At 49.5% G+C, this 23,125-nt stretch carries 22 protein-coding genes and 1 pseudogene; 7 read left to right on the top strand and 16 right to left on the bottom strand.

The window, feature by feature from the left end; all coding sequences use genetic code 11:
* Positions 1-277 precede the first annotated feature (277 nt).
* The gene (locus ACO6V1_RS14870; RefSeq protein ID WP_422467428.1) at positions 278-673 is read left to right on the top strand and encodes a hypothetical protein; all 396 of its coding nucleotides are present in this window, start codon (positions 278-280) and stop codon (positions 671-673) included.
* Between the two features lie 153 nt (positions 674-826).
* Positions 827-1,618, top strand: a complete 792-nt coding sequence (locus tag ACO6V1_RS14875; protein ID WP_422449323.1) for a sporulation protein — start codon at positions 827-829, stop codon at positions 1,616-1,618.
* Between the two features lie 48 nt (positions 1,619-1,666).
* Here the strand turns inward: ACO6V1_RS14875 and mglC are convergent, their stop codons facing one another.
* The 3 genes from mglC to mglB all read right to left on the bottom strand — a co-directional run bounded on the left by mglC (position 1,667) and on the right by mglB (position 5,402).
* Entirely contained in the window at positions 1,667-2,695 is a 1,029-nt protein-coding gene (gene mglC / locus ACO6V1_RS14880; RefSeq protein WP_101744865.1) for a galactose/methyl galactoside ABC transporter permease MglC, read from the bottom strand.
* Positions 2,696-2,737: 42 nt separating this feature from the next.
* Positions 2,738-4,261 carry a galactose/methyl galactoside ABC transporter ATP-binding protein MglA gene (gene mglA / locus ACO6V1_RS14885; protein WP_422449321.1) on the bottom strand — a complete coding sequence of 508 codons (1,524 nt, stop codon included), beginning with the start codon at positions 4,259-4,261 and terminating at the stop codon, positions 2,738-2,740.
* A 166-nt stretch (positions 4,262-4,427) separates the two neighbouring features.
* Positions 4,428-5,402, bottom strand: coding sequence for a galactose/glucose ABC transporter substrate-binding protein MglB (gene mglB / locus ACO6V1_RS14890; protein ID WP_422467430.1), 975 nt, complete (start codon positions 5,400-5,402; stop codon positions 4,428-4,430).
* 217 nt (positions 5,403-5,619) lie between these two features.
* Here mglB and ACO6V1_RS14895 point away from each other — a divergent pair, with 217 nt between their 5' ends.
* Together ACO6V1_RS14895 and ACO6V1_RS14900 are read left to right on the top strand one after the other, a co-directional pair.
* Entirely contained in the window at positions 5,620-6,375 is a 756-nt protein-coding gene (locus tag ACO6V1_RS14895; protein WP_422459304.1) for a response regulator, read from the top strand.
* A gap of 8 nt (positions 6,376-6,383) precedes the next feature.
* Positions 6,384-7,892 carry an ATP-binding protein gene (locus ACO6V1_RS14900; protein WP_422467432.1) on the top strand — a complete coding sequence of 503 codons (1,509 nt, stop codon included), beginning with the start codon at positions 6,384-6,386 and terminating at the stop codon, positions 7,890-7,892.
* Between the two features lie 2 nt (positions 7,893-7,894).
* Here the strand turns inward: ACO6V1_RS14900 and ACO6V1_RS14905 are convergent, their stop codons facing one another.
* The 10 genes from ACO6V1_RS14905 to ACO6V1_RS14950 all read right to left on the bottom strand — a co-directional run bounded on the left by ACO6V1_RS14905 (position 7,895) and on the right by ACO6V1_RS14950 (position 18,243).
* On the bottom strand, positions 7,895-10,390 hold the full coding sequence (locus ACO6V1_RS14905) for a heavy metal translocating P-type ATPase (protein ID WP_422449313.1): 2,496 nt from the start codon (positions 10,388-10,390) through the stop codon (positions 7,895-7,897).
* Positions 10,391-10,471: 81 nt separating this feature from the next.
* Entirely contained in the window at positions 10,472-11,761 is a 1,290-nt protein-coding gene (locus ACO6V1_RS14910) for a hypothetical protein (protein ID WP_422459308.1), read from the bottom strand.
* A 318-nt stretch (positions 11,762-12,079) separates the two neighbouring features.
* Positions 12,080-12,409: a hypothetical protein gene (locus tag ACO6V1_RS14915; RefSeq protein WP_422449309.1), complete on the bottom strand. Its 330-nt coding sequence runs from the start codon at positions 12,407-12,409 to the stop codon at positions 12,080-12,082.
* Between the two features lie 374 nt (positions 12,410-12,783).
* Entirely contained in the window at positions 12,784-14,229 is a 1,446-nt protein-coding gene (locus ACO6V1_RS14920) for a hypothetical protein (protein WP_422449307.1), read from the bottom strand.
* A gap of 146 nt (positions 14,230-14,375) precedes the next feature.
* Positions 14,376-14,927, bottom strand: coding sequence for a cupin domain-containing protein (locus ACO6V1_RS14925; RefSeq protein WP_422449305.1), 552 nt, complete (start codon positions 14,925-14,927; stop codon positions 14,376-14,378).
* Between the two features lie 105 nt (positions 14,928-15,032).
* Positions 15,033-16,028, bottom strand: coding sequence for an extracellular solute-binding protein (locus ACO6V1_RS14930; protein WP_422459428.1), 996 nt, complete (start codon positions 16,026-16,028; stop codon positions 15,033-15,035).
* A gap of 34 nt (positions 16,029-16,062) precedes the next feature.
* Complete coding sequence (locus tag ACO6V1_RS14935; protein WP_422449303.1) at positions 16,063-16,308, bottom strand: hypothetical protein; 246 nt, start codon at positions 16,306-16,308, stop codon at positions 16,063-16,065.
* Positions 16,280-16,438, bottom strand: coding sequence for a hypothetical protein (locus ACO6V1_RS14940; RefSeq protein ID WP_422449301.1), 159 nt, complete (start codon positions 16,436-16,438; stop codon positions 16,280-16,282). The genes ACO6V1_RS14935 and ACO6V1_RS14940 overlap by 29 nt, the downstream gene beginning before the upstream one ends.
* 24 nt (positions 16,439-16,462) lie before the next feature.
* Positions 16,463-17,809 (bottom strand): glutamine synthetase family protein, encoded by a 1,347-nt coding sequence (locus ACO6V1_RS14945; RefSeq protein ID WP_422467434.1) that lies wholly within the window; start codon positions 17,807-17,809, stop codon positions 16,463-16,465.
* Positions 17,810-17,826: 17 nt separating this feature from the next.
* Positions 17,827-18,243, bottom strand: coding sequence for a gamma-glutamyl-gamma-aminobutyrate hydrolase family protein (locus tag ACO6V1_RS14950; RefSeq protein WP_422467436.1), 417 nt, complete (start codon positions 18,241-18,243; stop codon positions 17,827-17,829).
* Between the two features lie 108 nt (positions 18,244-18,351).
* Here ACO6V1_RS14950 and ACO6V1_RS14955 point away from each other — a divergent pair, with 108 nt between their 5' ends.
* Positions 18,352-18,522 (top strand): XapX domain-containing protein, encoded by a 171-nt coding sequence (locus tag ACO6V1_RS14955; RefSeq protein WP_422467444.1) that lies wholly within the window; start codon positions 18,352-18,354, stop codon positions 18,520-18,522.
* Here the strand turns inward: ACO6V1_RS14955 and ACO6V1_RS14960 are convergent.
* Positions 18,496-18,984 (bottom strand): annotated as a pseudogene (locus ACO6V1_RS14960) (aminotransferase class III-fold pyridoxal phosphate-dependent enzyme); the annotation flags it as partial. The gene ACO6V1_RS14955 and the pseudogene ACO6V1_RS14960 overlap by 27 nt on opposite strands.
* A gap of 222 nt (positions 18,985-19,206) precedes the next feature.
* On the opposite strand from ACO6V1_RS14960, the gene ACO6V1_RS14965 reads away from it, so the two are divergent.
* On the top strand, positions 19,207-19,614 hold the full coding sequence (locus ACO6V1_RS14965) for an aldehyde dehydrogenase family protein (protein ID WP_422449291.1): 408 nt from the start codon (positions 19,207-19,209) through the stop codon (positions 19,612-19,614).
* Between the two features lie 31 nt (positions 19,615-19,645).
* Here ACO6V1_RS14965 and ACO6V1_RS14970 read toward each other — a convergent pair whose 3' ends face one another.
* A complete protein-coding gene (locus ACO6V1_RS14970) occupies positions 19,646-20,527 on the bottom strand; it encodes a protein kinase domain-containing protein (protein ID WP_422467438.1) in 882 nt (293 codons plus the stop codon).
* A gap of 428 nt (positions 20,528-20,955) precedes the next feature.
* Between ACO6V1_RS14970 and ACO6V1_RS14975 the strand changes: the two genes are divergently transcribed.
* Positions 20,956-22,254: an NAD(P)/FAD-dependent oxidoreductase gene (locus tag ACO6V1_RS14975; RefSeq protein ID WP_422467440.1), complete on the top strand. Its 1,299-nt coding sequence runs from the start codon at positions 20,956-20,958 to the stop codon at positions 22,252-22,254.
* Between the two features lie 99 nt (positions 22,255-22,353).
* Here the strand turns inward: ACO6V1_RS14975 and ACO6V1_RS14980 are convergent, their stop codons facing one another.
* The gene (locus tag ACO6V1_RS14980; RefSeq protein ID WP_422467442.1) at positions 22,354-22,845 is read right to left on the bottom strand and encodes a hypothetical protein; all 492 of its coding nucleotides are present in this window, start codon (positions 22,843-22,845) and stop codon (positions 22,354-22,356) included.
* Between the last annotated feature and the right edge of the window lie 280 nt (positions 22,846-23,125).

The following is a 23,125-nucleotide window of genomic DNA, read 5'->3' on the forward strand; positions in this document are numbered from 1 at the left end:
GCTGACTATCATGAGTGCTGTCCGAACACTGCGTACATCGGTACCTTATTACCTGACATTGGCTGCTGAACTGAACAGACCGAAACCTGTGGAAGAGGCTTTCAGATAACAATCCATGATGTACAGTATATTGAGAAATACCAACCTTCCTTGGTGATCGCAAAGAACCATACCAGACTACCGTCTACTAAAAAGAAAAGATCGTCGCATACATGTTTTTGCTGCGCACTGAAGGTACCGGTTTTTTGCGATCACACAGTATTGATAAGTGAGCTGTATGCCCGGGATGAAACTGGATTATGTCGTGACTTCAGCAGGTAATATGGTGACCATAGCCAAAAGGAGCCTTGATGACAAAGAGCTTATGGAGACGCTGTCATCCAGAGCGACGTGCGCAGGGTGTAATATTTATTTTTTGCAGGGTACCAAAGTTACGGTTTGCGGCCATCGGGTTTGTAACCAGTGCTGGATCAGTAATGAACAACGCTGTCCCAATCGTCGGTGTGGCGATGACAAGAAACTGGAAAACTACGATATTTCCAGCATGGATGAGATTGGCAGGTTGTTTGTGCACTGTCCGCTGAGTGGCTGTAGAGAAATACTCTCCTATGCAGAAACTGACGCACATATAGCTGCACATGACCTGCCGGAACCTGGTCAGAATAATGAATGACTCGCTGCCCGGCTGAGTCAGTGAAGAGAGTTTGACGGGCAGGAAATGGGGCTTATCATGGGCGACTTTGGCCAATATGAATTGTGTTCTGATCATCAATGATCAGCAGCACAGACTCCCGGACTGATTTTACTGTTTTGTTGTTGTATATCTATGTCACTACTGAAAAAAGCAATGGCGTCGTTGTCGATAGGTGCCGCCAAAGTGGATGCCGTGCTCGAGCAGCCAGAGTTGATTCCGGGCAAGCGGGTGGATTTTACCATTCGGGTTAACGGGGGTGTCGCTGAACAACAGATTGATAACATCTATCTGAATATCTGCTGCCAATATTTTGCCGAGCTGGAAAAGCGTAAGGGCGGTGATGAAGGAACCGTGACTGAAAAGGTAAAACAGACCTGCTCTTTGAGCCAGTGGTCATTGCCGGAAACCTTTATTATTGCTCCGGGTGAAGAACGAATATTCAATGCCAGTTTTATTTTGCCCTATAACACACCCATTACCCTGGGCGAGGGTAAGGTATGGCTGGAAACCGGGCTGGATATCCAGTTTGCCATAGATCCTTCGGATACTGACTTGCTGGTAGTAAGGCCGGATGCATTGCTGGCCGGTCTGTTTGATGGACTCACCAACGCCGGTTTGCAGTTGCGCCAGGCGGAGTGTGAAGCCGCCAGTGGCTTTGCGCTGCCGTTTGTTCAGGAGTTTGAATTTATCCCGGTCTCCGGGAAGTTTCTTGGCCGCTGGCGGGAGCTGGAAATTGTTGCCTGGCGCGATGAGCAACAGCTTAAACTCTGGTTTGAAGTCGATCGTCAGCAACGGGGTTTGCAGGGTATGTTATCTGGACTGCTGGGTAGGGGGGAGTTGCATCGACACCTGGAAATATCGGTGGAGACAACGCCGGAAGCACTGGCTGAACAGGTGATTGCGTTTCTTGATCAGACAATGTGATCTGCAATTTTCTGCTGAGCCAGTGCTTTGACATCATCGTTTTATCGACTATTTTTTATTGGCGTATTTCATGGAATCCAGAGCTACGGCAAAGATAATAATCCCCCCCTTGATAATAAACTGCCAGTAAGGGTTGATGCCGATATAAGTCATACCGTAGTTAATGATGGTAAAGATCAATACGCCGGTGACCACGCCCATGATACTGCCGACGCCACCGGCAAAAGATACTCCGCCAACCACACAGGCGGCAATGGCATCCAGCTCATACAAAAAGCCCAGGTTATTGGTGGCAGAGCCGATACGGCCAGCTTCCAGAAGACCGGCAAAGGCATAAAACACGCCGGAAAGCGCATACACCTTCAGCAGGGTAAGTGGTACGTTGACACCAGAGACTTTGGCCGCCTCCGGGTTACCACCGATGGCAAAGATGTTTTTGCCAAAGACGGTTTTGTTCCACAGTACCCAGCTGAAAATAATGGCAATAACCGCATAGAAGGTGATGTAGGAAAGCCGGAAGTCACCCAGTCGGATAAAGCCCTGGGTAAATTCGGAGAACTGAGTGGCAAAACCGGCCACTGGCGAAGCGCCCACATAGTCATAGTAGAGGGAGTTCACGCCATAGACGATAATCATCGTACCCATGGTAGCGATGAACGGCGTCACTTTCAGGTAGGCGACCACCAGCCCGTTCACCAGACCAATCAATGCACCAATGGCACAGACAATCATGATAACGGCAGGGATCGGCAGTGGCCCCAGCTCCGGGAAGACTTTGTTGACATTTTCCAAAGCTTGCAACAGGGTTGCCGAGATGACCGCTGCCAGACCAACCTGCCGACCGGCAGAAAGGTCGGTTCCCTGGGTAACGATCAGACTGGCAACCCCCAGGGCGATAATAATTCTGACCGACGACTGTGTCAGTATATTGCTGAGGTTTCTTAAACTTACAAACGACGGTTCTTGTATAATAATCACCGCCAGAAGAATCAGCAGCACCGCATAGATACCACCTTCTTTTACCAGGCGCAGAACACTCAGTTGTTTTCCCGCCGTCAGACTGCTGGCAACACTCATGGCAGTCTCTCCCCTTGTTCGTTTCAGTAAATAAAAAATGCGTTATAGATAGCGTGCAGCCAGTTCAAGAATTTCGTGCTGCGTGGTTTCCCTGGTATTGACAATGCCGGCAACCCGACCATTACTCATTACCATGATGCGGTCAGTGACACCCAGCAACTCAGGCATTTCTGATGAAATCATAATGATGCCTTTATCCTTTTTGGCCAGGTCCAGAATCAGCTGATAGATTTCAAACTTGGCACCCACATCAATCCCCCGGGTCGGTTCATCCAGCATCAGGATTTCCGGTTGGGTCAGAAGCCAGCGGCCAATGACCACTTTCTGTTGGTTACCGCCGGAGAGTGAGCCGATGTGCGTGTTATGACTAGGTGTTTTTACCTTCATGGCATCAATGACCCACTGAGTATCCGCCCCCATGGTCTGATTACTTAATAAGCCAAAACGTTGTTTGTACTTTTCAATATTGGCAATCAGAGCGTTAAAGGTGATATCGAGTGTGGCGTAGATACCCGTCGCACGTCGCTCTTCGGTGACCAGAGAGAAGCCATTCTGGATGGCCTGGTATGCATCCTTATTGTCCAGTGTCTTTCCATGCAGCTTGATAACGCCCGCGCTTTTATCGCGAATACCAAAAATGGTTTCCACGACATCGCTACGACGGGCACCCACCAGACCGGCGATACCGAGAATTTCCCCTTTACGGAGTTCAAAGCTGACATCCTGTATGGAGGGCTGGTTTTTGGCGGTCAAATGCTCAACCTGAAGGATCACTTCTTTCGGCTGGTGATCCCGCTGAGGGAATCGCTGGGTCAGTTCCCGCCCCACCATCAGGCTGATGATCTGGTCCATATCCAGACCTGCCAGTGGCCGGGTAGTCACCCATTGGCCATCCCGAAGTATGGTAATGTCGTCGCAGATAGAAAAAATTTCTTCCATCTTATGAGAGATGTAGACAATACCGCAGCCACGCTCTTTTAATTTATTAATGATGGTAAACAGGTGGCGGACTTCTTTTTCTGAAAGGGACGAAGTCGGTTCATCCATAATGACAATTTTGGCGTTGTAGGAAAATGCCTTGGCAATTTCCACCATCTGTCGTTTGGAAACAGACAGATCCGCCACCTTATCTTTTGGATCAACATCAATATCCAGCTCGTCAAAGATCTTTTTGGTTTCGTCGTACATGGTTTTGTGATCAATAAAACCATGTTTCTTTGGGTAACGACCCAACCAGACATTGTCCATCACGCTGGATTGCAATACCTGGTTCAGCTCCTGATGCACCATGGAAACACCGTGAGTGAGTGCTTCCTTTGATGAGGTAAATTCAGTGGCCTTGCCTTGAAAATAAATACTGCCTTCGTCTTTTTCATAAATACCGAAAAGACATTTTAAGAGTGTTGATTTACCGGCACCATTTTCCCCCATCAGGGCATGGACGGAGTGAGGACGCACTTTTAGATTAACCCGGTCCAGGGCTTTTACTCCGGGAAATGATTTGCTGATGTCGGTCATTTCCAGAAGCCATTCACTGTCGTTAATCAAATGGTTGCTGGTATCCATAGCATTCTGACTTTTCAGAGATAAAGAGCACCCGGCAAGGGCACCGGAAATGCCCGGGAGGCTGCTCTTTTGAATGAGAAACGGAGTTGAAAGATTTGGCCTGGTTTCCTCTCGTTCCCATGCTCCTGCGTGGGAACGAGAGGTTAGTCAGACCTAAACCTGCCTGTCACAAGTCGTCTTTATCGACACCCACGTAAGGTACGCGAACGATTTTATTTTCGATATTCCAGTTGGTGCCTTCACCTGCGGCTTTGCCATTGGCCAGGTTATTGGCTAACTGAAAAGCAGCTTTGGCCTGGTTATTGGCGTCGTTCAGTACGGTTCCCTGCATCTGCCCGCCTTTAATCAGTGCCAGTGCTTCTGTCAGGGCATCAACGCCAAACACGGGAATGGCGGATTTACCGGCAGCTTTCAGGGACTCGATAGCGCCCATGGCCATGGCATCATTGTTGGCGATAACCACTTCAATTTTGTCGGCATTCGGGCCAGAGATCCAGGCATCAACCTTGTCTTTTGCCATGGCGGTATCCCACATGGCGGTATCCATATGGAGTTCTGCCGTCGGGTAGCCCCGGTCATTCAGGGTAGAGATGACATAGGACGTTCTTGCTTCTGCGTCCGGGTGGCCGGGCTCACCTTTCAGTAATACATACTGGATCTTGCCATCACCGTTCAGATCCCAGGCTGAGTTTCTGGCCCAGTGCTCAGCAATCAGTTCTCCCTGGATAATGCCCGATTCCTTGGAGTCAGTGCCAACGTAGTAAGCATGCTTATAACTGGCCAGGGCTTCAGCGGAGGGCTCTTTGTTGTAGAAGACAATGGGAACATCATCGTACTTGGCTTTTTGAATGATGACCGGAGCGGCAGCAGGGTCCACCAGATTAATCGCCAGAGCATCCACCCCTCTGGCCAGCATAATGTCAACCTGGTCATTCTGCTTGGACTGATCGTTCTGCGAGTCGTTCATCAGCAGTCGAACACCGTCAACCTTGTCGGCTTCTGCTTCGATAGCCCGGCGAACGCTTGCCATAAAGTTATCGTCGTATTTGTAAACGGTAACGCCAAGGGTCGTGCTGGCCTGAGCGGCACTGCCAATGGTCATCGCTGCCATCATGGCAGCCAGCGCTGTGACTTTTTTCATGGTTGTCCTTCGGTGAATTTCTGTGTGCTTTGATGGTATCAAACAGTGCTTACTGTTAGGGTAAGGCAGCTCAACGAAATGTAACAAAGTCTTAAAAAAGTGATCATAAAAAGATAAGTCGATCGACGTTCATATTGTCAGGGATCAATAGTTTTGCTCAGCGCTGATTGGGATAATCCTGACTGACGACGTGGTCATTATATGGTTAGGGGGAACGATGAGGGCATCGCACCGGATTTTTGTGGTGGATGATGATGATGGCATTCGGCAGTTACTGGCTGAATACCTGACAAAGCATGGTTTTGCTGTAGAAACATCACCGGATGGTGAGTCTTTTCTGGAACGGTTCCAATCACTGTCCGTGGAAGAAACCCGGAATGCGCTGGTGGTGCTGGATATCATGATGCCGGGTATTGATGGCTTTGATGTCTGTCGGCAGTTGAGAACCTTTACCAAAGTCCCTGTGATCATGCTCACTGCCGTATCCGATGAAATGGACCGTATTGTTGGTCTGGAAATCGGGGCAGACGATTACCTTGCCAAACCCTTTAACCCGAGGGAGCTACTGGCCCGAATTAAAGCCATTTTCCGGCGCAGTGAGCAGACCGCTGAGGTGCTGCCGCCTTCACGGTTTTGCTGTTTTCATGGCCTTCGCCTGGATATGGTTACCCGGTCATTGTCTGATACGGAAGGGGAACCCCTGCCGCTCTCTGGTGCTGATTACAATCTGTTGATGCTCTTTGTGAACAATGCCGGCAGGGTGTTGAGTCGTGAGTATATTGCTGGCGAAACCCGCAAACGCGGTTCAGATCCACTGGACCGTTTTATTGATGTCCATATCAGCCGTCTCCGCCAGTGTCTGGGTGATGATGCCAGGTCACCGGCGATCATCAAAACCGTGCGAGGTGCCGGATACCTGATGGCCACCGAGGTTCGATTTTCTCATGATGCCACTGTGCCTGTTCTTTCGTGAGCGTAAGGATGAGCGGCGTCATAAAAGAGTATTGGCAAATCCTCAAACACCAGTTTCATGAGTGCTCACCAAGGACGCTGGCCGGCCGTTTCCTGATGGTGATGTTTGCCCTGGTGTTCACCTCTCAGCTTCTGGTGAATCATCTCTGGGAGCGGGAAACCGAGAGTGACCGGCAGGAAGCGCTTGCCAGAGTATCAACCAGTGTGGCGCTGCGTATGTCGGCTACCACTGAATATTTTGTGACATTGCCTGCCTCACTCCGTAAGGCCGCTATCAACAAACTGCGTTACATGGGAGGAGCCCGTTACTTCATCACCCTGAATCCGGAGTTTATTAAACTGGTGCCTTATGAGAACTCATTGGCCCATCAAACGGTGGTGAATGTCTTTAAGGCAGTACTTAAAAACGCCAATCATATCAGTGGTCGGGTCGAGGTGGCTTTTTCCCGACCGGAAACGCTGAAGGTGTTTGATAATCAAACGCTGCTGCAGGATCTGCCCGATAACTGGGGCCGGGAAACGTTATTGGTTGAGCCTCTGGATCTTCCGGTTCTGGTAATACAGGTTCAACTTGAAAACAGTGAGTGGCTATACCTGGCAACCCTGATGCCAGACTCATCCATTCTCTCGGCTGATGACTCCTCCCCGGCACCTTTGCAAACTTCCTATTTGATCTGGATGCTGGTGCTGCTGGTATTTGCGACCATGGCTATCTATTTTATGGTTCGTCCTTTTGCGGCGTTATCCAAAGCAGCAAACGATTTTGGGCGGGATCTGGAGCCTGTGGCCATTCCTGAACGGGGTTGTCTGGAGTATGAAAGAACGGCCCGGGCTTTTAACCAGATGCAGCAGAATATCCGCCATTATATGAATGACCGGAAACAGTTGTTCTCGGGGATTTCCCATGACCTGAAAACGCCGATTACCCGACTGCGCCTGCGAGCCGAAATGCTGGATGATGACGCCCAGCGGGAGCCGTTTATCCATGACCTGGAACACCTGGAAATCATGGTCAAGTCGGCCCTGCAGGTGGTCAGCAATACCGATATCCATGAAAACCCCCGGGTGGTTGATCTGGAAAGAATGCTGAATGACATGACACTGGCAGCCCAATCAGTCGGGCAGAGAGCCTGGCTGCATACACCGTTCCTGAATCATCCTGAAGGTGACGGGCGTTATAACATCACCGGCAAACCGCTGGCGCTTAAACGGTGTCTGGAGAACCTGATTGGCAATGCGATTGTTTATGGGGCACCGGCCAATGTTTATATTGAGCGGGTAGCCGATCAGGTCATCATTACTGTCCGTGATCATGGGCCCGGTATTCCAGAGGGGATGGAAGAAACGATTTTTAAACCTTATTTCCGGCTGGACTACGGCTGTCAGAAGAACCCGGATGGTAACGGTCTTGGGCTGATCACCGCTCGCCACCTGGCGCGGATTCATGGTGGCAGCCTCAGACTTCGTAACCATCCGGAGGGTGGGCTGGAGGTTACCCTGACACTGCCAGTCGCATGATTTTATGACAATTGATGTTTATTCGTTGATGGTTTGAACCACCTTAACCGATTGGCATTGGACACCACGGTTACCGACGACAGTGCCATGGCACCACCGGCGATAACCGGATTGAGCAGCATACCGGTAAACGGGAACAGGATGCCCGCGGCAATGGGTATGCCTAATGAGTTGTAGATAAAGGCACCAAACAGGTTCTGTTTGATATTTCTCAGTGTTGCTCTTGAGAGTTCAATAGCATCTGCGACACCGTGAAGAGACGCGCCCATCAGGGTCACATCCGCCGATTCAATGGCAACATCGGTCCCGGTGCCAATGGCAAAGCCAACATCGGACTGGGCCAGGGCCGGGGCATCGTTGATGCCATCACCCGCCATACCCACTTTATGACCGCGCCCGGATAGAAGACGCTGTATTTCTTTCACATGCCCGGCTTTATCTTCAGGCAGAACTTCGGCATGGAACTCATCGATGCCCGCCTGTCTGGCGATGGCCTGTGCTGTTAACCGGTTATCTCCGGTGAGCATAACCACGGTAATACCCAGTTTATGAAGCCGTTTGATGGCTGCCTGTGAGTCGGCCCGGATTGGGTCTGAAACGGAGATGATCCCGGCCAGACAGTCATTAATCGCCATAAACATCGGGGTTTGCCCCTGTTCTGCCAGTTGTTCCGCTTTATCGACCAGGCTTTCGATGTTGCAGCCATTGTCGGTCATCAATTTTTTATTACCCAGCAACACTACCTGACCATCGACGTTGCCAGAGACGCCATGACCGGGAATGGCCTGAAAACTTTCAACGGCTTTCAGTGCTATCTGCCTTGACTGGGCGGATGCCACAATTGCTTCAGCAAGAGGGTGTTCAGAGCCCTGTTCCAGGCTGGCTGCCAGGGTTAACAGTTCGACTTCGGTGTATGGCTCCAGGCTGACAATCTCAGTTACGGTGGGGCGACCTTCGGTGATGGTGCCCGTTTTATCCAGAACCAGTGTCGTCAGTTTACTGGCCTGCTGCAACGCGTCACCTTTACGAATCAAAATGCCCAGCTCCGCAGCTTTACCCACTCCCACCATAACTGACATGGGCGTGGCAAGGCCCAGTGCGCAGGGGCAGGCAATGATCAGCACCGTGGTGGTGACCACCAGCGTATGGGCAACCCTGGGCTCAGGTCCTGCAAAAAACCAGACAGCTGCCGCCAGCAGTGCAATCAGGATAACGGCAGGAACAAAGATGCTGGAAATTTTATCGGCCAGTCGGGCGATCGGCATCTTGGCACTCTGGGCTTTTTTTACCAGGGCGATAATCTGGGCGAGTGCTGTTTCACTGCCCACTTTTTCAGCAGTAAACAACAGTGAGCCATTTTTATTCAGGGTGCCGGCGCTAATGGCATCACCCGCCTGCTTTTCTACAGGGACAGGCTCACCGGTCAGCATGGATTCATCCACAAAGCTCATGCCATCCACAATGCTGCCATCCACCGGAATCTTCTCTCCGGGGCGTACCCGCAGTGTGTCGCCTTTACGCACTTGCTGCACAGGGATATCCAGCTCTTTGCCAGCACGAATCACCCGCGCTGTCCTGGCCTGAAGCCCAAGCAGTCGTTTTACCGCTTCACTGGTTTTGCCCCTGGCTCTGAGTTCCAGCGCCTGGCCCAGGTTGATCAGGCCGATAATCATGGCGGAAGCTTCAAAATAGACATGCCGGGCACTGTCGGGCAGCCAATCCGGGAACAGTACAACAATCATGGAAAACAGCCAGGCGGCACCGGTGCCCAGTGCCACCAGAGTGTCCATATTGGCATTGCGATGTTTCAGGGACTGGCATAGCCCTGTGAAGAAGTGCCCACCGGAGAAATACAGAATCAGTCCGGTAACAACGCCAACCACACCCCAGGCAATCTGCTCCTGAGGGCTGTTGACGCCCATCTCGCCGGTGACCATGCCCCAGATCATCAGTGGTATCCCGAGGCCCAGGGCGATGGCGGTATGTTTCAGCAGATAGCGATAACGTCGCCTGTCTTCTGCTTCCTGCTGAACCTGTTGTTGCTCGAATGAACCCTCTGCAAAGTTAAGAACCGTGCCGGGAAACCCCGCCTGTTCCAGCGCAGAAAGCACGCTATGGATCTCTATATGAAGATCCGTACCGTCGGTACTTTCCAGCAGAACGGTTTTATCCGCCAGATTAACGGTTCCCTGAACCCCATCGATGCCCTGCAGTGATTTTTCAATTTTGCCAACGCAGGAGGCACAGTTCATGGCTGCGATGGCAACCATTGCCGAGGTTTGAACTCCCGAAGCAAGCTCAGCGACAAAGCCAACACTTTCTACTGCGCTCACTAACGATTCTGAAGAGGCGGTTCCGGCAACCCGTGCAGTGCGGTCGGCAAGATTAACACTGGCGGCAGTAACGCCGGTCACCGCAAGCAGGGCCTTTTCTACCTTGCCAACACAGCCGGCACAGCGCAGACCACTCAATCGCAGTTCGGTTTCTATGACGGTCATGGGTTATGCTCCTGTTGCCATTCTGTCACTGACTGATGCAGCATAACCCTTCCCCTTACAGGAAGGTAAAGGCTTAGCTGGTCAAACCGTTGAAATTTTATATTCTACTAATTTTTTGGACAGTGAGCCCTGTTGTTGAAAAATGGCTAAAATTTCATCCAGTTTTTCTTCAGAAGACGCTTCCAGTGCAGTGCGCAGCTGGCTCGGAGTCATAGGCTGAGTGCCACGGCATCTCTGATACAGTGCCTTACCAACGCCAAAAACCATCCCCGCCGCCTTGACCAGACTGAAGGCTTCCATAAACTGGGCTGTCATGGTTGTCCCGACCGAAAATTCATTGACAGTGGCATCTCTGTCAGCCCATCTTGCTAATCCATCCAGTGGATCAGGCGACACACCCGGATGCACAGTGCCGTTAAAGCGAGTTTCGTTAGGCATCACTCTGAATGTATCAGCCCTTTCCCGGGTGAGGCCCATTTGGTAGATAAAGGCATTGTAAAGCGCAAAACTGCCAACGGTTAAGCTGCATGCCAGGCCCAGGAGTGCTTTAGCCAGGGCGACTTTGCCAACTCTGGAGTCTGGTACAGAGCCAAGCGTGGTCAGAATTTTATCGATCTTATCAGAGATACGTTTTTCTGAATCGGTTAGTTGTGTTTGTTGGCCCGCTTTTTTCTTACAAAAAACAGACGTTAAACGTGCAGTTTCAAATATTACCTTTTTAATTGACACTAAAAATGTCGCCGTCATATAAGTTTCAATAATCGTATTAACCAGTGCGTGAGGCGACATTATGAAAATTTTTGCTGCCTGGGCCCCGTAAGAAAAGGCCCATGATTCTGGCGGAATGAGTTCCGGGGGATCATTGGTCCATTGTTCAACACCCAGTGGTAAGGCATAGGCCGAAACTGGAGACGCAATGGCAGCGGTTTGAACAAGGTCAGCGGTCAAAATATTCTCAGCAGCAAGATGACAACGCTCTGCCTTGCCTATTATTTCCCCGGCTTTGTAGAGAAGATTGAGCGCTTCACAGCCAATGGCCAGCATGGTAATACCTTCTGAGGCAGTACCCAAAATGGCAATAGTCAGTCCAAATTCTTTATGGGCAGCAATGCCAACCCTTGCCATGTCGCTGGCCGTGGCCAGGAATAATGCGGGGAAATAACATTTATTGAAGGTTTCCTGTGCCCGGGAAAGTTTTGCTGAATACTCTTCCCAGCTGTCAGGAGCGGCTGACACAGCATCTAATGTCAATGCAGCAGTACTGAAAGACCCGATCAACGTCACAATAATGCCACTGGCTGTAGATTGTTTATCGAGAATAAAACTGCTGTATCTGCCAAAAGCACTGAAAAGACACAGACCTGTTAGCACCCCATGAAGTACTGATTTCGGTTTTTCCGCTTCGCAGATAAAACGCTGAAAAAGAATTTCAACGTCATGTTTTGGCTTCTTGAGCTGCTCACAAAGTTTTTCGGTGATAATCGCTTTGTTTTCTTCCCTGCTGATATGTTTCAGAATGGATTCAATCTTGTCATGCTTTTTTTCAAATCTTACAGCGCTTCTTTCTGCCAGATTTCTATTGGCTTCAACGGTGTGTAAAGTATTGAATATATGATGGTGGTCGTTAGCTAAACGTTCAATGTTTGATTTTGCATAATTCCAGTGATATTGGGCGCTCTCCAGTTTTTTTTAAAAGCTGTTAATCTCTTTTTCAGCCTCTGGTATTGATAGCCCTGTGTGGTTAGTTAAATGCTGGATGGACAAACATTTACCAGGCTCATTTGCCAAGGTAAATTGGATTTTATGCGCCTGCTGTAATATTTCAAAGGGTGGGGAATGGGGCTCTTTTGGGGAATGGTTCTCTTCATTGACTTGCCATCTTTTCCGAAAGCCACTGGATAGCAGGGAAACATCACCAGATGATGAAATAGAAGCCGTTCTATCCAGTAATAAAGGGCCTGTAATATGAGTTCCTTTAGAAGCCAGCCCGATAGTTTCTAATGCTGGAGCATTGGTCACACCCGCTTCTGAATCATACTGCAAGGGTAAAATATCAGTGCCCCCGGCATTGGATGAACTGTTCTGACTCAAATTCAGGGCACTGAGATGCAGAGAAACCTTGGATGGTGAATTCATTGATGAATCCTGTATCGAATTGTAGTTGATTTTTATCAGGTCAATACTGTTGGGTTAACGTCGCCTTTGTACTTTAATGATGAAGTAGAGTGCAGGAAAGCTGACTGTGCCCAGGGAAAACAAAGATGCAACTATTGACTGGTAATTTCATACACTATTGTTCTCCTGCACAGCCTCTGGCTATGAATTTGACCTTTGTCATTGACCGTCCACTGCGGCTAATCAGCCACAGCTGGTTGGGCACATGATTTATGCCGTCAAACGTTCTGTTGCTCCAGTTGTACCACCGGATTATTGTTGTTCGCGGACCCCGTCGAAGGCTCCGCTGTAGCTGCGGGTTGATGATGAGACTGCCGGAATTGCAATGGATTACTTAGTGCGTTCAACAATAAAGGTGTTGTTGATGAGTCCGGATTTGCCTGCCTGAGAGTCTTATAACTTTTATAGGTACAGACTCCATAGGCGGCTATTGTCAAAACAGCGGGTAAAGCAAGCCAGCCATAAGCAGGGGGGGCAACAGTATGGCATAAATCTGCCCGCTCATCCGAGAAATCACAACAATCGAAATTCCCATCGCACACTTTATCCCGAGGAATACATTTGCTGCTGTCGCAGCGGAAATCACGCCCTAACTCTTCACATTTGGCCTGTGTGCATAAATCCGCCCCCTCATCGGAATTATCATCACAATTATCATACCAATAAGATTTAACCAAGTTACAGTCATCCTTGTTACAGACATACTTGGGCTCAATGCACCTTTTGTTTTTGCAGAGAAAGCTACGCCCTAACTCTTCACATCTGGCCTGAGTGCAAAAATCCGCGCCCTCATCGGAACCATCACCACAATCAATATATCCATCGCACTGCATCCTGCGAGAGATACATGTTGGTTTGTCTTCGTAGTTGCAGAGGATACTACGCCCTAGCTTCTCACATTGGTCCTGTGTGCATAAATCCGGCCCTTCATCAGAATTATCCGTAACATTCAGAGTATTACAACTATTATGTCCATTGCACACTCTTTCGGTAGAGATACATTTTGAACTGTTGTGGCAGAGGAAACTACGCCCTAACTTCTCACATCTATCCTGAGTGCATGTTTTCGCCCCCTCATCGGAACCATCGCCACAATCTAAATGACCATACCCACTATCTCTCCCGTTACAGACCCCCTTGGTATCAATGCACTTTGCGCTGTTGCAGATAAACCGCCCCAACTTTTCACATTTGTCCTTAGTGCATACATCTTTCCGCTCATCCGTATTATCAAAACAATCATCATGCCCATCGCACAGATCACTGATATAAATACATTTACCGTTGTCACAGCTGAATTCGTCAGAAGGACATTTCGCCCCGGCCGGTTGCAGTTGATGATAAAAAACAGCAAAGCTGAGCAGTGTTTTAAGCCCTGGTGCAACACCATCAATATAAGGTGAGGTCATTACCTGATTAAATGCATAACCCGCTACACTACGCATCAGTCCCATTCCGGCCTGTAAGGCACTACCGGCAAGCTGCCTTACCCTGTAGTCAGAAATCGCCCTGTGCTCAGGCTTTTGAGCTGGGCCATGACGGCAACTGGCACTCGTCTGCCCGTGGCTGACGGTGATACCTGATGCTTTTGTGGTTTCCCGGGAGTGTGAAGAAGTGACCTGGGAAGGGAAGACATTTGGCAAGGTAGATGTTGCAATTTGCATTTGATGACCTCAGAGGATATGTCCAATACATCCATGCAAGTATGCCCATGGCATGGGCTCCACAGGTTTACCGATCTCTCTGGAAAGCAATATAGTTATTTTTTTAAAGCAAGGGCCTGACCGGATAGCGCCTTCACCGGAAGGCATTAAAAATTACCGGGAGTTGTACAGCTGATCAAACGACACTTTTTGTCATTACTCGGATTGCAGAAGCGGTGAGGGCGGTTGCTGTCGAAATAATAGCTGTCACCGGGGTTCAGCAGATAGACATCTAGACCCACGGTAAGCTCAAGCTGACCTTCAATGATGATGCCGGCTTCTTCACCTTCATGGCAGAGCATCTCCTCACCGGTATCGGAACCCGGCGGGTAATTTTCATCCATAAAGGCCATGGCACGGTTCGCCTTGTGCTGACCAATGATTTTGATCTGTATCTGGTCCATGATCATCGCAGGAAGTTCTTCTGAACGATAGACGACTGGCTCGTAGCCGTACTCATCCATCTCCACAGAGAAAAACGTCACCAGCGACATGGGAATGCCATCGAGTACTTTTTTCAGGGAGCTGACCGATGGGCTGACACTGTTTTTTTCAATCATGGAAATGGTGCTGTTGGTAACACCGGCACGTTTTGCCAGCTCTCGCTGGGAGAGGTTATGCATAATTCGAACGGTTTTTAACCGTGTTCCTACATCCAAAGCAGGTTCTCCTTGAAGCTTCCCTGAAGTTCTCCATGATGTTTGAACAGACCCACAGGGAAGCAAGAGACTGGCTCCCTGTCCCGCAGGAGCCAGTGGTGACGTTTACTGTCCGGTAGTGACTTTGGTGAACGACCGGTTAATAATGCGATCCACTTTGGGTGGCAGCACAGCAAAAACGTAGAGATTCTTTTTGGCTTCTGCGGTCGGGTAAATACCGGGATTTTCACGGATATCCTGGTCAACCAGGGCAAAAGAACTCTTATTCGGGCTGGCATAGGCCACGTAGTTACTGATGTCAGCAATCACTTCCGGCTTCAGAAGATAGTTCAGGAAGGCATAGGCTTCATCAATATTTTTCGCATCTTTGGGAATGGCCAGCATATCAAACCACATGCCTGCACCTTCCTTGGGAATGGTGTATTCAACAACGACACCATTGTCGGCTTCATCGGCACGGTCACTGGCCTGCAGCACGTCGCCGGACCAGCCTATTGCCACACAGATATCTCCGTTGGCCAGATCAGAAATGTAGCGGGAAGAGTGGAAGTAGGTGACATGAGGGCGAACCTTCATCAGCAGCGCTTCCGCTTTCTGATAATCACCCTTGTTCACTGAGTTAGGATCAAGCCCAAGGTAGCGCAGGGCAGCAGGCATGATTTCTGTTGGCGCATTCAGAAACGCAACACCGCACTTGTTCAGCTTGCTGATGTACTTCTCCTCAAACACCAGGTCCCAGCTGTCGACAGGGGCCTCTTCGCCAAGATATTTTTTGACCAGCTCAGGGTTATAGCCAATGCCCGTGGTTCCCCACAGGTAAGGGATGGAATGTTTATTGCCTTCGTCGTATGTCTCCAGCAGGGCCATCAGTTCCGTATCAAGGTGTTTCCATTCAGACAGTCTGGTTTTATCCAACGGTTTGAACACACCGGCTTTGATCTGCCTGGCCATAAAATCGGAAGAGGGCACGACAATATCGTAGCCGGTATTTCCTGACAGGAGCTTGGCTTCCAGTACTTCATTACTGTCAAACACGTCATAGCGAACCTGGATACCGGTCTCTTGCTCAAAGTTGGCAATGGTGTCTTTGGCAAGGTTGATTAAAAAATACCCGGGTTATAACAACCCGGATGAATTATTGTTTTCTGTCGTTCAAGTACTCCAGGGTTAAATCAAGGCATTTACGGGCTTTGGTCACCAATTCATCAATCTCGGCATGGCTGATGATCAGTGGTGGTGAGATGATCATGGTATCGCCCACTGCGCGCATCACCAGACCATTTTTGAAGCAGAAATTACGGCAGACGGTGCCTGCTGTGCCTTCATCATCAAAACGGGTTCTTGCTTCCCTGTTATTGGTCATTTCCAGTGCCGCAACCATGCCGACACCACGGGTTATGGGTGGTTTTAAAGAAGGTGTTGTAGTAAGGCAGCTCTTTCATCTGCTGACAGACTGCGGCAATCAGCTCCTGTCGTCCATAGCCAATATTGACGCACCAGAGCCCGGCCATGCCATCAAGAATTTTATTATTTTTTTAAACAGTCATCTGCAGGTATTCACGCTCCCAGGAGCTGATAATCCCTTTGAAGTTCTGGTATTCAGTGCGCTTCACTTCAACATAGGAACGAACAAAGCGTCTTCCCAGGGTCTTTTTGAGAATTTCACTCTGTTCCATCAGCTCAAGGGCTTCCTCAAGATTAAGTGGAAGTCTTTTGTCGTTAGAATCATCAGAGGCATTTCCGGTAACGGCTTGTGTTGGTTCTGCGGCATTAATCATGCCAAGGTAACCACAAAGCAGTGATGCCGCAAAGGCGAGGTATGGGTTGGCGTCCGCCCCTGCCAGTCTGTTTTCAACACGGCGGTTGGCAGGAGATGAGTCAGGAATTCTCAGGCTGACAGTCCGGTTATCAATACCCCAGGCCAGATTTACCGGCGCAGAGGTATCCCTGAGAAAACGACGGTAGGAGTTTACGTTCGGCGCAAAAAGTGGCATGGCTTCCGATACATACTGCTGAAGCCCGCCAATATAGTGGTAAATCATCTTGCTGGGGGAGCCATCTTCGTTGCTGAAAATGTTGTTTCCATGTTTATCCAGGATACTCTGGTGCAGGTGCATGGAGCTGCCCGGTTCACCACTGATGGGCTTGGCCATAAAAGTGGCATTAATCTCATGTTTTAATGCCGCTTCCCGTACCGTGCGTTTAAATATAAATACCTGGTCTGCCAGGGACAGCGCATCACCGTGACGGAAGTTGATTTCCATCTGGGCTGCACCTTCTTCGTGAATCAGGGTATCTACATCCAGCCCCTGCTGTTCACACCAGTCGTAAACATCTTCAAAGAGAGGGTCATATTCATTGGCAGCGTCAATGCTGTAGGATTGGCGGCCAGACTCAGGACGCCCGGATCGGCCAACCGGCGGCTGCAACGGGTGGTCCGGATTAGCGGTGCGTTTGGTCAGGTAAAATTCCAGTTCAGGTGCCACGACGGGTTTCCAGCCTTTGGCTTCATAAAGCGCCAGAACGTTTTTCAGCACTGCCCTTGGTGCCATGCTGATCAGGTTGCCCTGCTTATCGTAACAGTCATGGATAACCAGCGCCGTTGGCTCCAGTGCCCAGGGCACCATATGGACAGCGGACTCATCGGGTTTGAGAATCATATCGATTTCAGCGGCATTCATCAGCTCATAGTAGATTTCATCATCGACGTAATCTCCGGTCACCCCCTGAATCAGCAAACTTTCCGGCAGTCGTATGCCTTTTTCGGCAATGAACTTGCTGCTGGGCATAATCTTGCCACGGGCGATACCGGTAAAGTCGGATATGACCGCTTCGACCTCGGTGATTCTCTGCGCTTTTAACCAGCTGGCCAGCTTTTTCATAGTATCTTTGCTTATGGTTATGTTCTTAGTGATGACGAGGTAATCGTTGGTAATGCCTTGTACGACAGGCTTCGGCAAATGCCTAATAAAGGAATACCCAGGGCTATGGCATCAGGGATAAGTTGCAGAGTTGTGCTATCTCTCTGGCTATCATGGTGTGCGCTTTCTTTTGAAACATCGGAGTTAGCCGGTGCACTACCATAGCGCCGGGGTTCAATATTCGAATAAGCACCAGTAACCAGCAGGCCGTCAAGCTGTGAAAGAATGTCCTGACTATCCAGGGGAACAGGCAGAGAAGGGATGATAACAGGGATGGCATTGGCAGCATGAACAACAGAGGTGAGATACTTTTCTCCAGCCTGATGGACACGGTGCAGACCATCCATTGCCGTGTCTGCTGTGACACCGATCAGTGGCCGGGTATCGGTTTTCATAATCCACCTTATTACATTGCTTAAGCTTCGTTTCCCTGAATAAGACTTCAGGGGCTGTTTTCATGGACTAATATAAGGTTTTCCTGCTGTTTCTTCTGGTGTCACCTGATGAACGAAGCCCTTATTGCTACAGCCACTGGTTTTGCCGTAGGTATACTCTTTAGCTACTTCCGCTTGCCGATCCCTGCACCTCCTGTACTGTCGGGCGTTACAGGGATCGTGGGTGTCTATCTGGGACATGTCTGCTTTCAATATTTGATCACACGTTTTTTCAGTTAGTTTACCGAACATTGTGCGATTATTGCCGATCCCCCCGACAGAAATGCCACCAAAATTCACACCGTGGTAACCACGCTCACGACCAACCAGTCTCTGTCGTGTACCTTCACCCCTGATGCGATGATAGCCCAGGGCAATTTTCAGGGCAGTCTCTACAGACTCTGAGCCTGAGTTGGTAAAGAACACGTGGTTCAGGTTGCCGGGGGCAATGTCCGCCAGACGTTCTGCAAACTCGAATGCCAGGGGGTGCCCCATTTGAAAGGGTGGCGCGTAGTCCATTTTTGCCACCTGACGGGCGACAGCGTCAGATATCTCCTGACGTCCATGACCGGCGTTAACACACCATAGACCGGCGCAGCCATCCAGAATCAGACGACCTTTGTCGTCCTGATAGTACATGCCTTCTGCACTGGTGAGCATGCGGGACTGTTGCCTGAACTGGCGGTTTGCTGTGAAGGGCATTCAGAGCGCGTCCAGTGAGCTGGCTTTTCTGTTCATGGTATGTTGGCGGGCAGTTGCTGTGGGCTTACTCAGGGGCAGATCAGTCATATCCCTTACCTTTGTTATTATTGAGCCCTGGTTTGCTGACGCCAGTGGTATCAGTGGCGCACATGATTGCAAACATTGTGCACAATATTTCAAACAATCTGTATTGAATCAAGTACTGCATTTGGTTAACTACTTATGGCCGATGGACTGGAGATCCGCCATCAGGCCTGGATCAACGGTGAATACACCGATGCTGCCAGTGGTGACACCTTTGATTGTATCTCTCCTGTGGATGGCAAGCTTCTGACCCGTGTGGCCAGCTGCGATGAAACGGATGTCAATCGTGCGGTTGCTGCTGCCCGTTCAACGTTTGAGTCTGGCGTCTGGTGCCGCAAATCTCCGGTAGCCCGCAAAAAAATTCTTCAGGCCTTTGCTCGCAAAATTGAACAGCATCTGGAGGAGCTGGCGCTGTTGGAATCGATTGATATGGGTAAGCCCATCAGCGATGCCCTGGGTGATGATATTCCTGGCAGTGCCAACTGTATTCGCTGGTGTGCCGAGGCCATCGATAAAATATACGACGAAGTGGCTCCATGCCTTTGATAAATACACGGAGTTGAAATCTACCTGGATTTCACTGCTTTAAGCCTGCTAGCTGGTCCAACGCTGCTTTCGCTTCTGGCAATGCCATTCGCTGTCTCGGTTTACGAAACAGCGAAAGCATGATGTTCAATATTTCAGGATGAAAAAGTCTGAATCGCTTCAGCATGTATGACCTTTTTTGTAACTCACTTTTTTCATTGAAACGGATGATGTCCTTATAAACCCTGGACTCATCCGTTGAGTCATATAATCGTATTCCGGTAGATACAACAAATAGAAGCACCCCGAGTGACCAGGCATCTACAGTATGATTATATCTTCTTTCGAACACCTCGGGGGCAACATAGTCAACAGTGCCACAGAGGGTTCTGGTATAATCGTCTTTTTTCAGGTGTTTGGTGAGCCCCATATCGGTTAGCTTTACCATGCTTTCTTCCCCCGGGGCTTTTGGGGGGGCATAAAGTATATTATCGGGCTTAATATCCCGATACACCAAATTCTGATCATGAATACACATTAATGCGGCACAGATTTTTCTGCCAACATCAACTGCAAGGTCGAAACCAGGTTCGACTTTTTTATTTACAAGGCTTTCACAAAGGTCAATGGCATCAACATATTCGAGAACGCAGGCCAGGGGCCTGTAGAGAGCCAGGGAAAAATCAGGATCCCCGTGTTGGATCAAACGATATTTATTGTTAGCTTCTCGCTGTACTAAAACCGCCAGAGTTTTAACAATATTCGGATGATCCGGAATATTCAGCCCTGATATCTCTCCGTTTTTCTGCTGAATGAGTCTCCGCTCTATTGAGAATGTTTTATCTTTTAACAGCTTCACAGCGATGGTTTGTTGTCCATCCGATACTTTTTTTACCACAGAAGACCCTCCTTCGTTGATTTTTCTGCTTTTCACCGGTTCTTTCAGGCGCAAGAGCTGCACTATCACCTGTTCGGTTTCAATCGGTGGGGAGTAGTGGCGACTGGCTCTTTTATTGATCGGAGCCTTTGCAGGTAGAGGAAGGTCAATGGATTCTCCGGTAATTTTTCCGGCGATCGCTACTCCATCATCCGGTTTTACCGAATATTGATTGTGTTTCGCAGGACGCGCTGTTGCTGCAACGGCTCCCCGGGGCGGGTTTGTGTTGAAAGATAAATGTTGTTTGCCGGGTTCCTTGGGGGGCGTCATAAAAAAAGCTCATCATAAGTACTCGGTAATTAGACTCTGACACAGACTGAAAATTCCCTTGATATATCAGGGGGCCTGGGGAATAGTTCGTGAGGAATGGTTCGCTGAAATTCTGCCTCTTGAAAACGTTGAAATATAAGAACAGGCAATGATTTATGAAACTCAAGGCACCTGTACATACCGAAGCCCATGCGCAGTCTTACTACGCCGCGTCACTGAACTTTGCCACAGATTATCCGGTGCTGGAAGGTAGCCTGACCGTCGATGTCTGTGTGGTTGGTGGGGGGTTCTCCGGCATCGCTACAGCCCTGGAACTGGCCGAGCGTGGCTATCGCGTTGCGGTTCTGGAGGCACGGAAAATCGGTTGGGGGGCAACCGGGCGCAATGGCGGTCAGCTGATTCGGGGGATGGGGGAAGAGCCGGAGCAGTTTCGCAACCAGATCGGTACCGATGGGGTCGAGGCAATCCATCGGATGGGGTTTGAGGCTGTTGAGCTGGTGCGTGAGCGGGTCCGGAAATACGGCATTCAGTGTGACTTGAAAATGGGGTATGTGGATGCGGCGATCAAGCCAAAACAGATGGCCGGGATTACCGAAGACTATGAGTCCCTGAAGGCACGCCATTATGCCCATAAGCTGCGGCTGCTATCACAGGATGATATCAAGCAATATGTTAATACTGACCGGTATATTGGCGGCATGCTGGACTCGGGAAGTGGTCATTTGCACCCATTGAATCTCTGTCTGGGTGAGGCGCGTGTGGCTGAGGGGTTAGGGGTACAGTTGTTCGAATATTCGCCGGTGGTGAAAATCCATAAGGGTAACCTGCCTGGGGTTGAAACGGCGAAAGGTTCGGTAACCTGCCAGTTCCTGGTATTGGCAGGGAATGCCTACCTGGGGAATCTGGAACCAAAGATTGGCGGAAAAGTGTTACCTGCGGGCAGTTATATCATTGCCACAGAACAACTGGAGGACAGGGTCTGGCAAAGCCTGATACCACAAGACACGGCTATCTGTGATGTCAGCCTTGCCCTGGATTACTTCCGCCTTTCTGCGGATAAACGACTGTTGTTTGGTGGTATGTGCAATTACTCCGGGCGGGATCCAAAAGATATTGTCGCATCGCTCCGCCCGAAAATGTTGCAGGTCTTTCCTCAGCTGGAAAATGTCGCTATTGAATACCAGTGGGGCGGCATGATCGGGATTGGTGCCAATCGCATGCCACAGATTGGCCGATCAGGGGCAAACATTTACTTTGCCCAGGCCTATTCTGGCCACGGGGTCAATGCCACCCATATGGCGGGGAGGGTACTGGCAGAGGCTATTTCCGGCCAGGCAGAACGGTTTGATGTGTTTGCCAATATACGTCATATCACTTTTCCCGGTGGGCGCTATTTCCGTTCGCCGTTACTGGCCCTGGGGATGTTGTGGTATCGGCTGAAAGAGGTGGTTTAGCCTGCGTTCAACAGGGCGTTGGTAACGCTGGAAAACCATTTGGGACGTTTTCTCGCCATGTGACCAGACCACAGGCAGGGCGAAAACGCCCCTTTTAGGTCAGTGAATTGTTCTATCCGTGGGGGAAGATTGATTACCAATGTGGTTTTGGTTTCTGTGTAAGTATTGCAGATCCGGCCAACTCAGACTTAGCCACTCTTTGGCCTCATCAAGATAATGTTGACAGCACTTACAGATACGATGCTTTGTGGAAAACTCCAGCAGCGGTATCACAGTACACTTCAGAGCCTTGAATAACGGAGGCTTAAATGCCTCAGACAATCCTCCTGACTTTATCAGTGTGATAATCCGCCGGTAGGGGAAGACCAGAAATTCACTGGCCTTCTGGGGGATCTTCTGATTTTCATAAAGGGCTGCCAGATTATGCATGGCAGCAATCCACGCCATCATTAACTGAGGGTTATCCAGATCTTTGAACCATTCATGTTCCAGCATCCGGGCAGCGTCCAGATAAGCTGTTTCAGCTGATCGCCATTTGCATTGATGAAAATTAACATTCCCTTGATGAAGCTTCTGTTGCCACTGGTTCACTGTCCGGATCCCGTATTGATCAATTTTTTTAATGAGAATAATTATCATTTGTATTATAAAAAGTGGCTGATGTAAACTTTTCCCGCAAAATTGTTTGGAACAACAGGAGGTGATTGTGTCAGATCAGTGGTGAAGAGACGGCTCTGGGAAATCCAGGTGATTGGTTTTTACTGTTTTATCTTTTCCAAAAGCGATCCTTCATACTGTCACGCCTTTTGCCAGTCGAAATCCATTTGCTGCCTGGCGGTCTTTTCTGCCAGCGCTTCACTGTGTAAGCGAC

This window comes from Endozoicomonas sp. ALC013 (assembly GCF_049310205.1).
In the GTDB taxonomy this organism is placed as follows: domain Bacteria; phylum Pseudomonadota; class Gammaproteobacteria; order Pseudomonadales; family Endozoicomonadaceae; genus Endozoicomonas.

Excerpts from the sequence above, each read along its gene's own strand:
- ACO6V1_RS14870 (WP_422467428.1), top strand. The coding sequence starts at position 278 with ATGCCCGGGATGAAACTGGATTATGTCGTGACTTCAGCAGGTAATATG.
- ACO6V1_RS14875 (WP_422449323.1), top strand. The coding sequence starts at position 827 with ATGTCACTACTGAAAAAAGCAATGGCGTCGTTGTCGATAGGTGCCGCC.
- mglC (WP_101744865.1), bottom strand. The coding sequence starts at position 2,695 with ATGAGTGTTGCCAGCAGTCTGACGGCGGGAAAACAACTGAGTGTTCTG.
- mglA (WP_422449321.1), bottom strand. The coding sequence starts at position 4,261 with ATGGATACCAGCAACCATTTGATTAACGACAGTGAATGGCTTCTGGAA.
- mglB (WP_422467430.1), bottom strand. The coding sequence starts at position 5,402 with ATGAAAAAAGTCACAGCGCTGGCTGCCATGATGGCAGCGATGACCATT.
- ACO6V1_RS14895 (WP_422459304.1), top strand. The coding sequence starts at position 5,620 with ATGAGGGCATCGCACCGGATTTTTGTGGTGGATGATGATGATGGCATT.
- ACO6V1_RS14900 (WP_422467432.1), top strand. The coding sequence starts at position 6,384 with ATGAGCGGCGTCATAAAAGAGTATTGGCAAATCCTCAAACACCAGTTT.
- ACO6V1_RS14905 (WP_422449313.1), bottom strand. The coding sequence starts at position 10,390 with ATGACCGTCATAGAAACCGAACTGCGATTGAGTGGTCTGCGCTGTGCC.
- ACO6V1_RS14920 (WP_422449307.1), bottom strand. The coding sequence starts at position 14,229 with ATGCAAATTGCAACATCTACCTTGCCAAATGTCTTCCCTTCCCAGGTC.
- ACO6V1_RS14935 (WP_422449303.1), bottom strand. The coding sequence starts at position 16,308 with ATGGTTGCGGCACTGGAAATGACCAATAACAGGGAAGCAAGAACCCGT.
- ACO6V1_RS14940 (WP_422449301.1), bottom strand. The coding sequence starts at position 16,438 with ATGGCCGGGCTCTGGTGCGTCAATATTGGCTATGGACGACAGGAGCTG.
- ACO6V1_RS14945 (WP_422467434.1), bottom strand. The coding sequence starts at position 17,809 with ATGAAAAAGCTGGCCAGCTGGTTAAAAGCGCAGAGAATCACCGAGGTC.
- ACO6V1_RS14950 (WP_422467436.1), bottom strand. The coding sequence starts at position 18,243 with ATGAAAACCGATACCCGGCCACTGATCGGTGTCACAGCAGACACGGCA.
- ACO6V1_RS14955 (WP_422467444.1), top strand. The coding sequence starts at position 18,352 with ATGAACGAAGCCCTTATTGCTACAGCCACTGGTTTTGCCGTAGGTATA.
- ACO6V1_RS14965 (WP_422449291.1), top strand. The coding sequence starts at position 19,207 with ATGGCCGATGGACTGGAGATCCGCCATCAGGCCTGGATCAACGGTGAA.
- ACO6V1_RS14975 (WP_422467440.1), top strand. The coding sequence starts at position 20,956 with ATGAAACTCAAGGCACCTGTACATACCGAAGCCCATGCGCAGTCTTAC.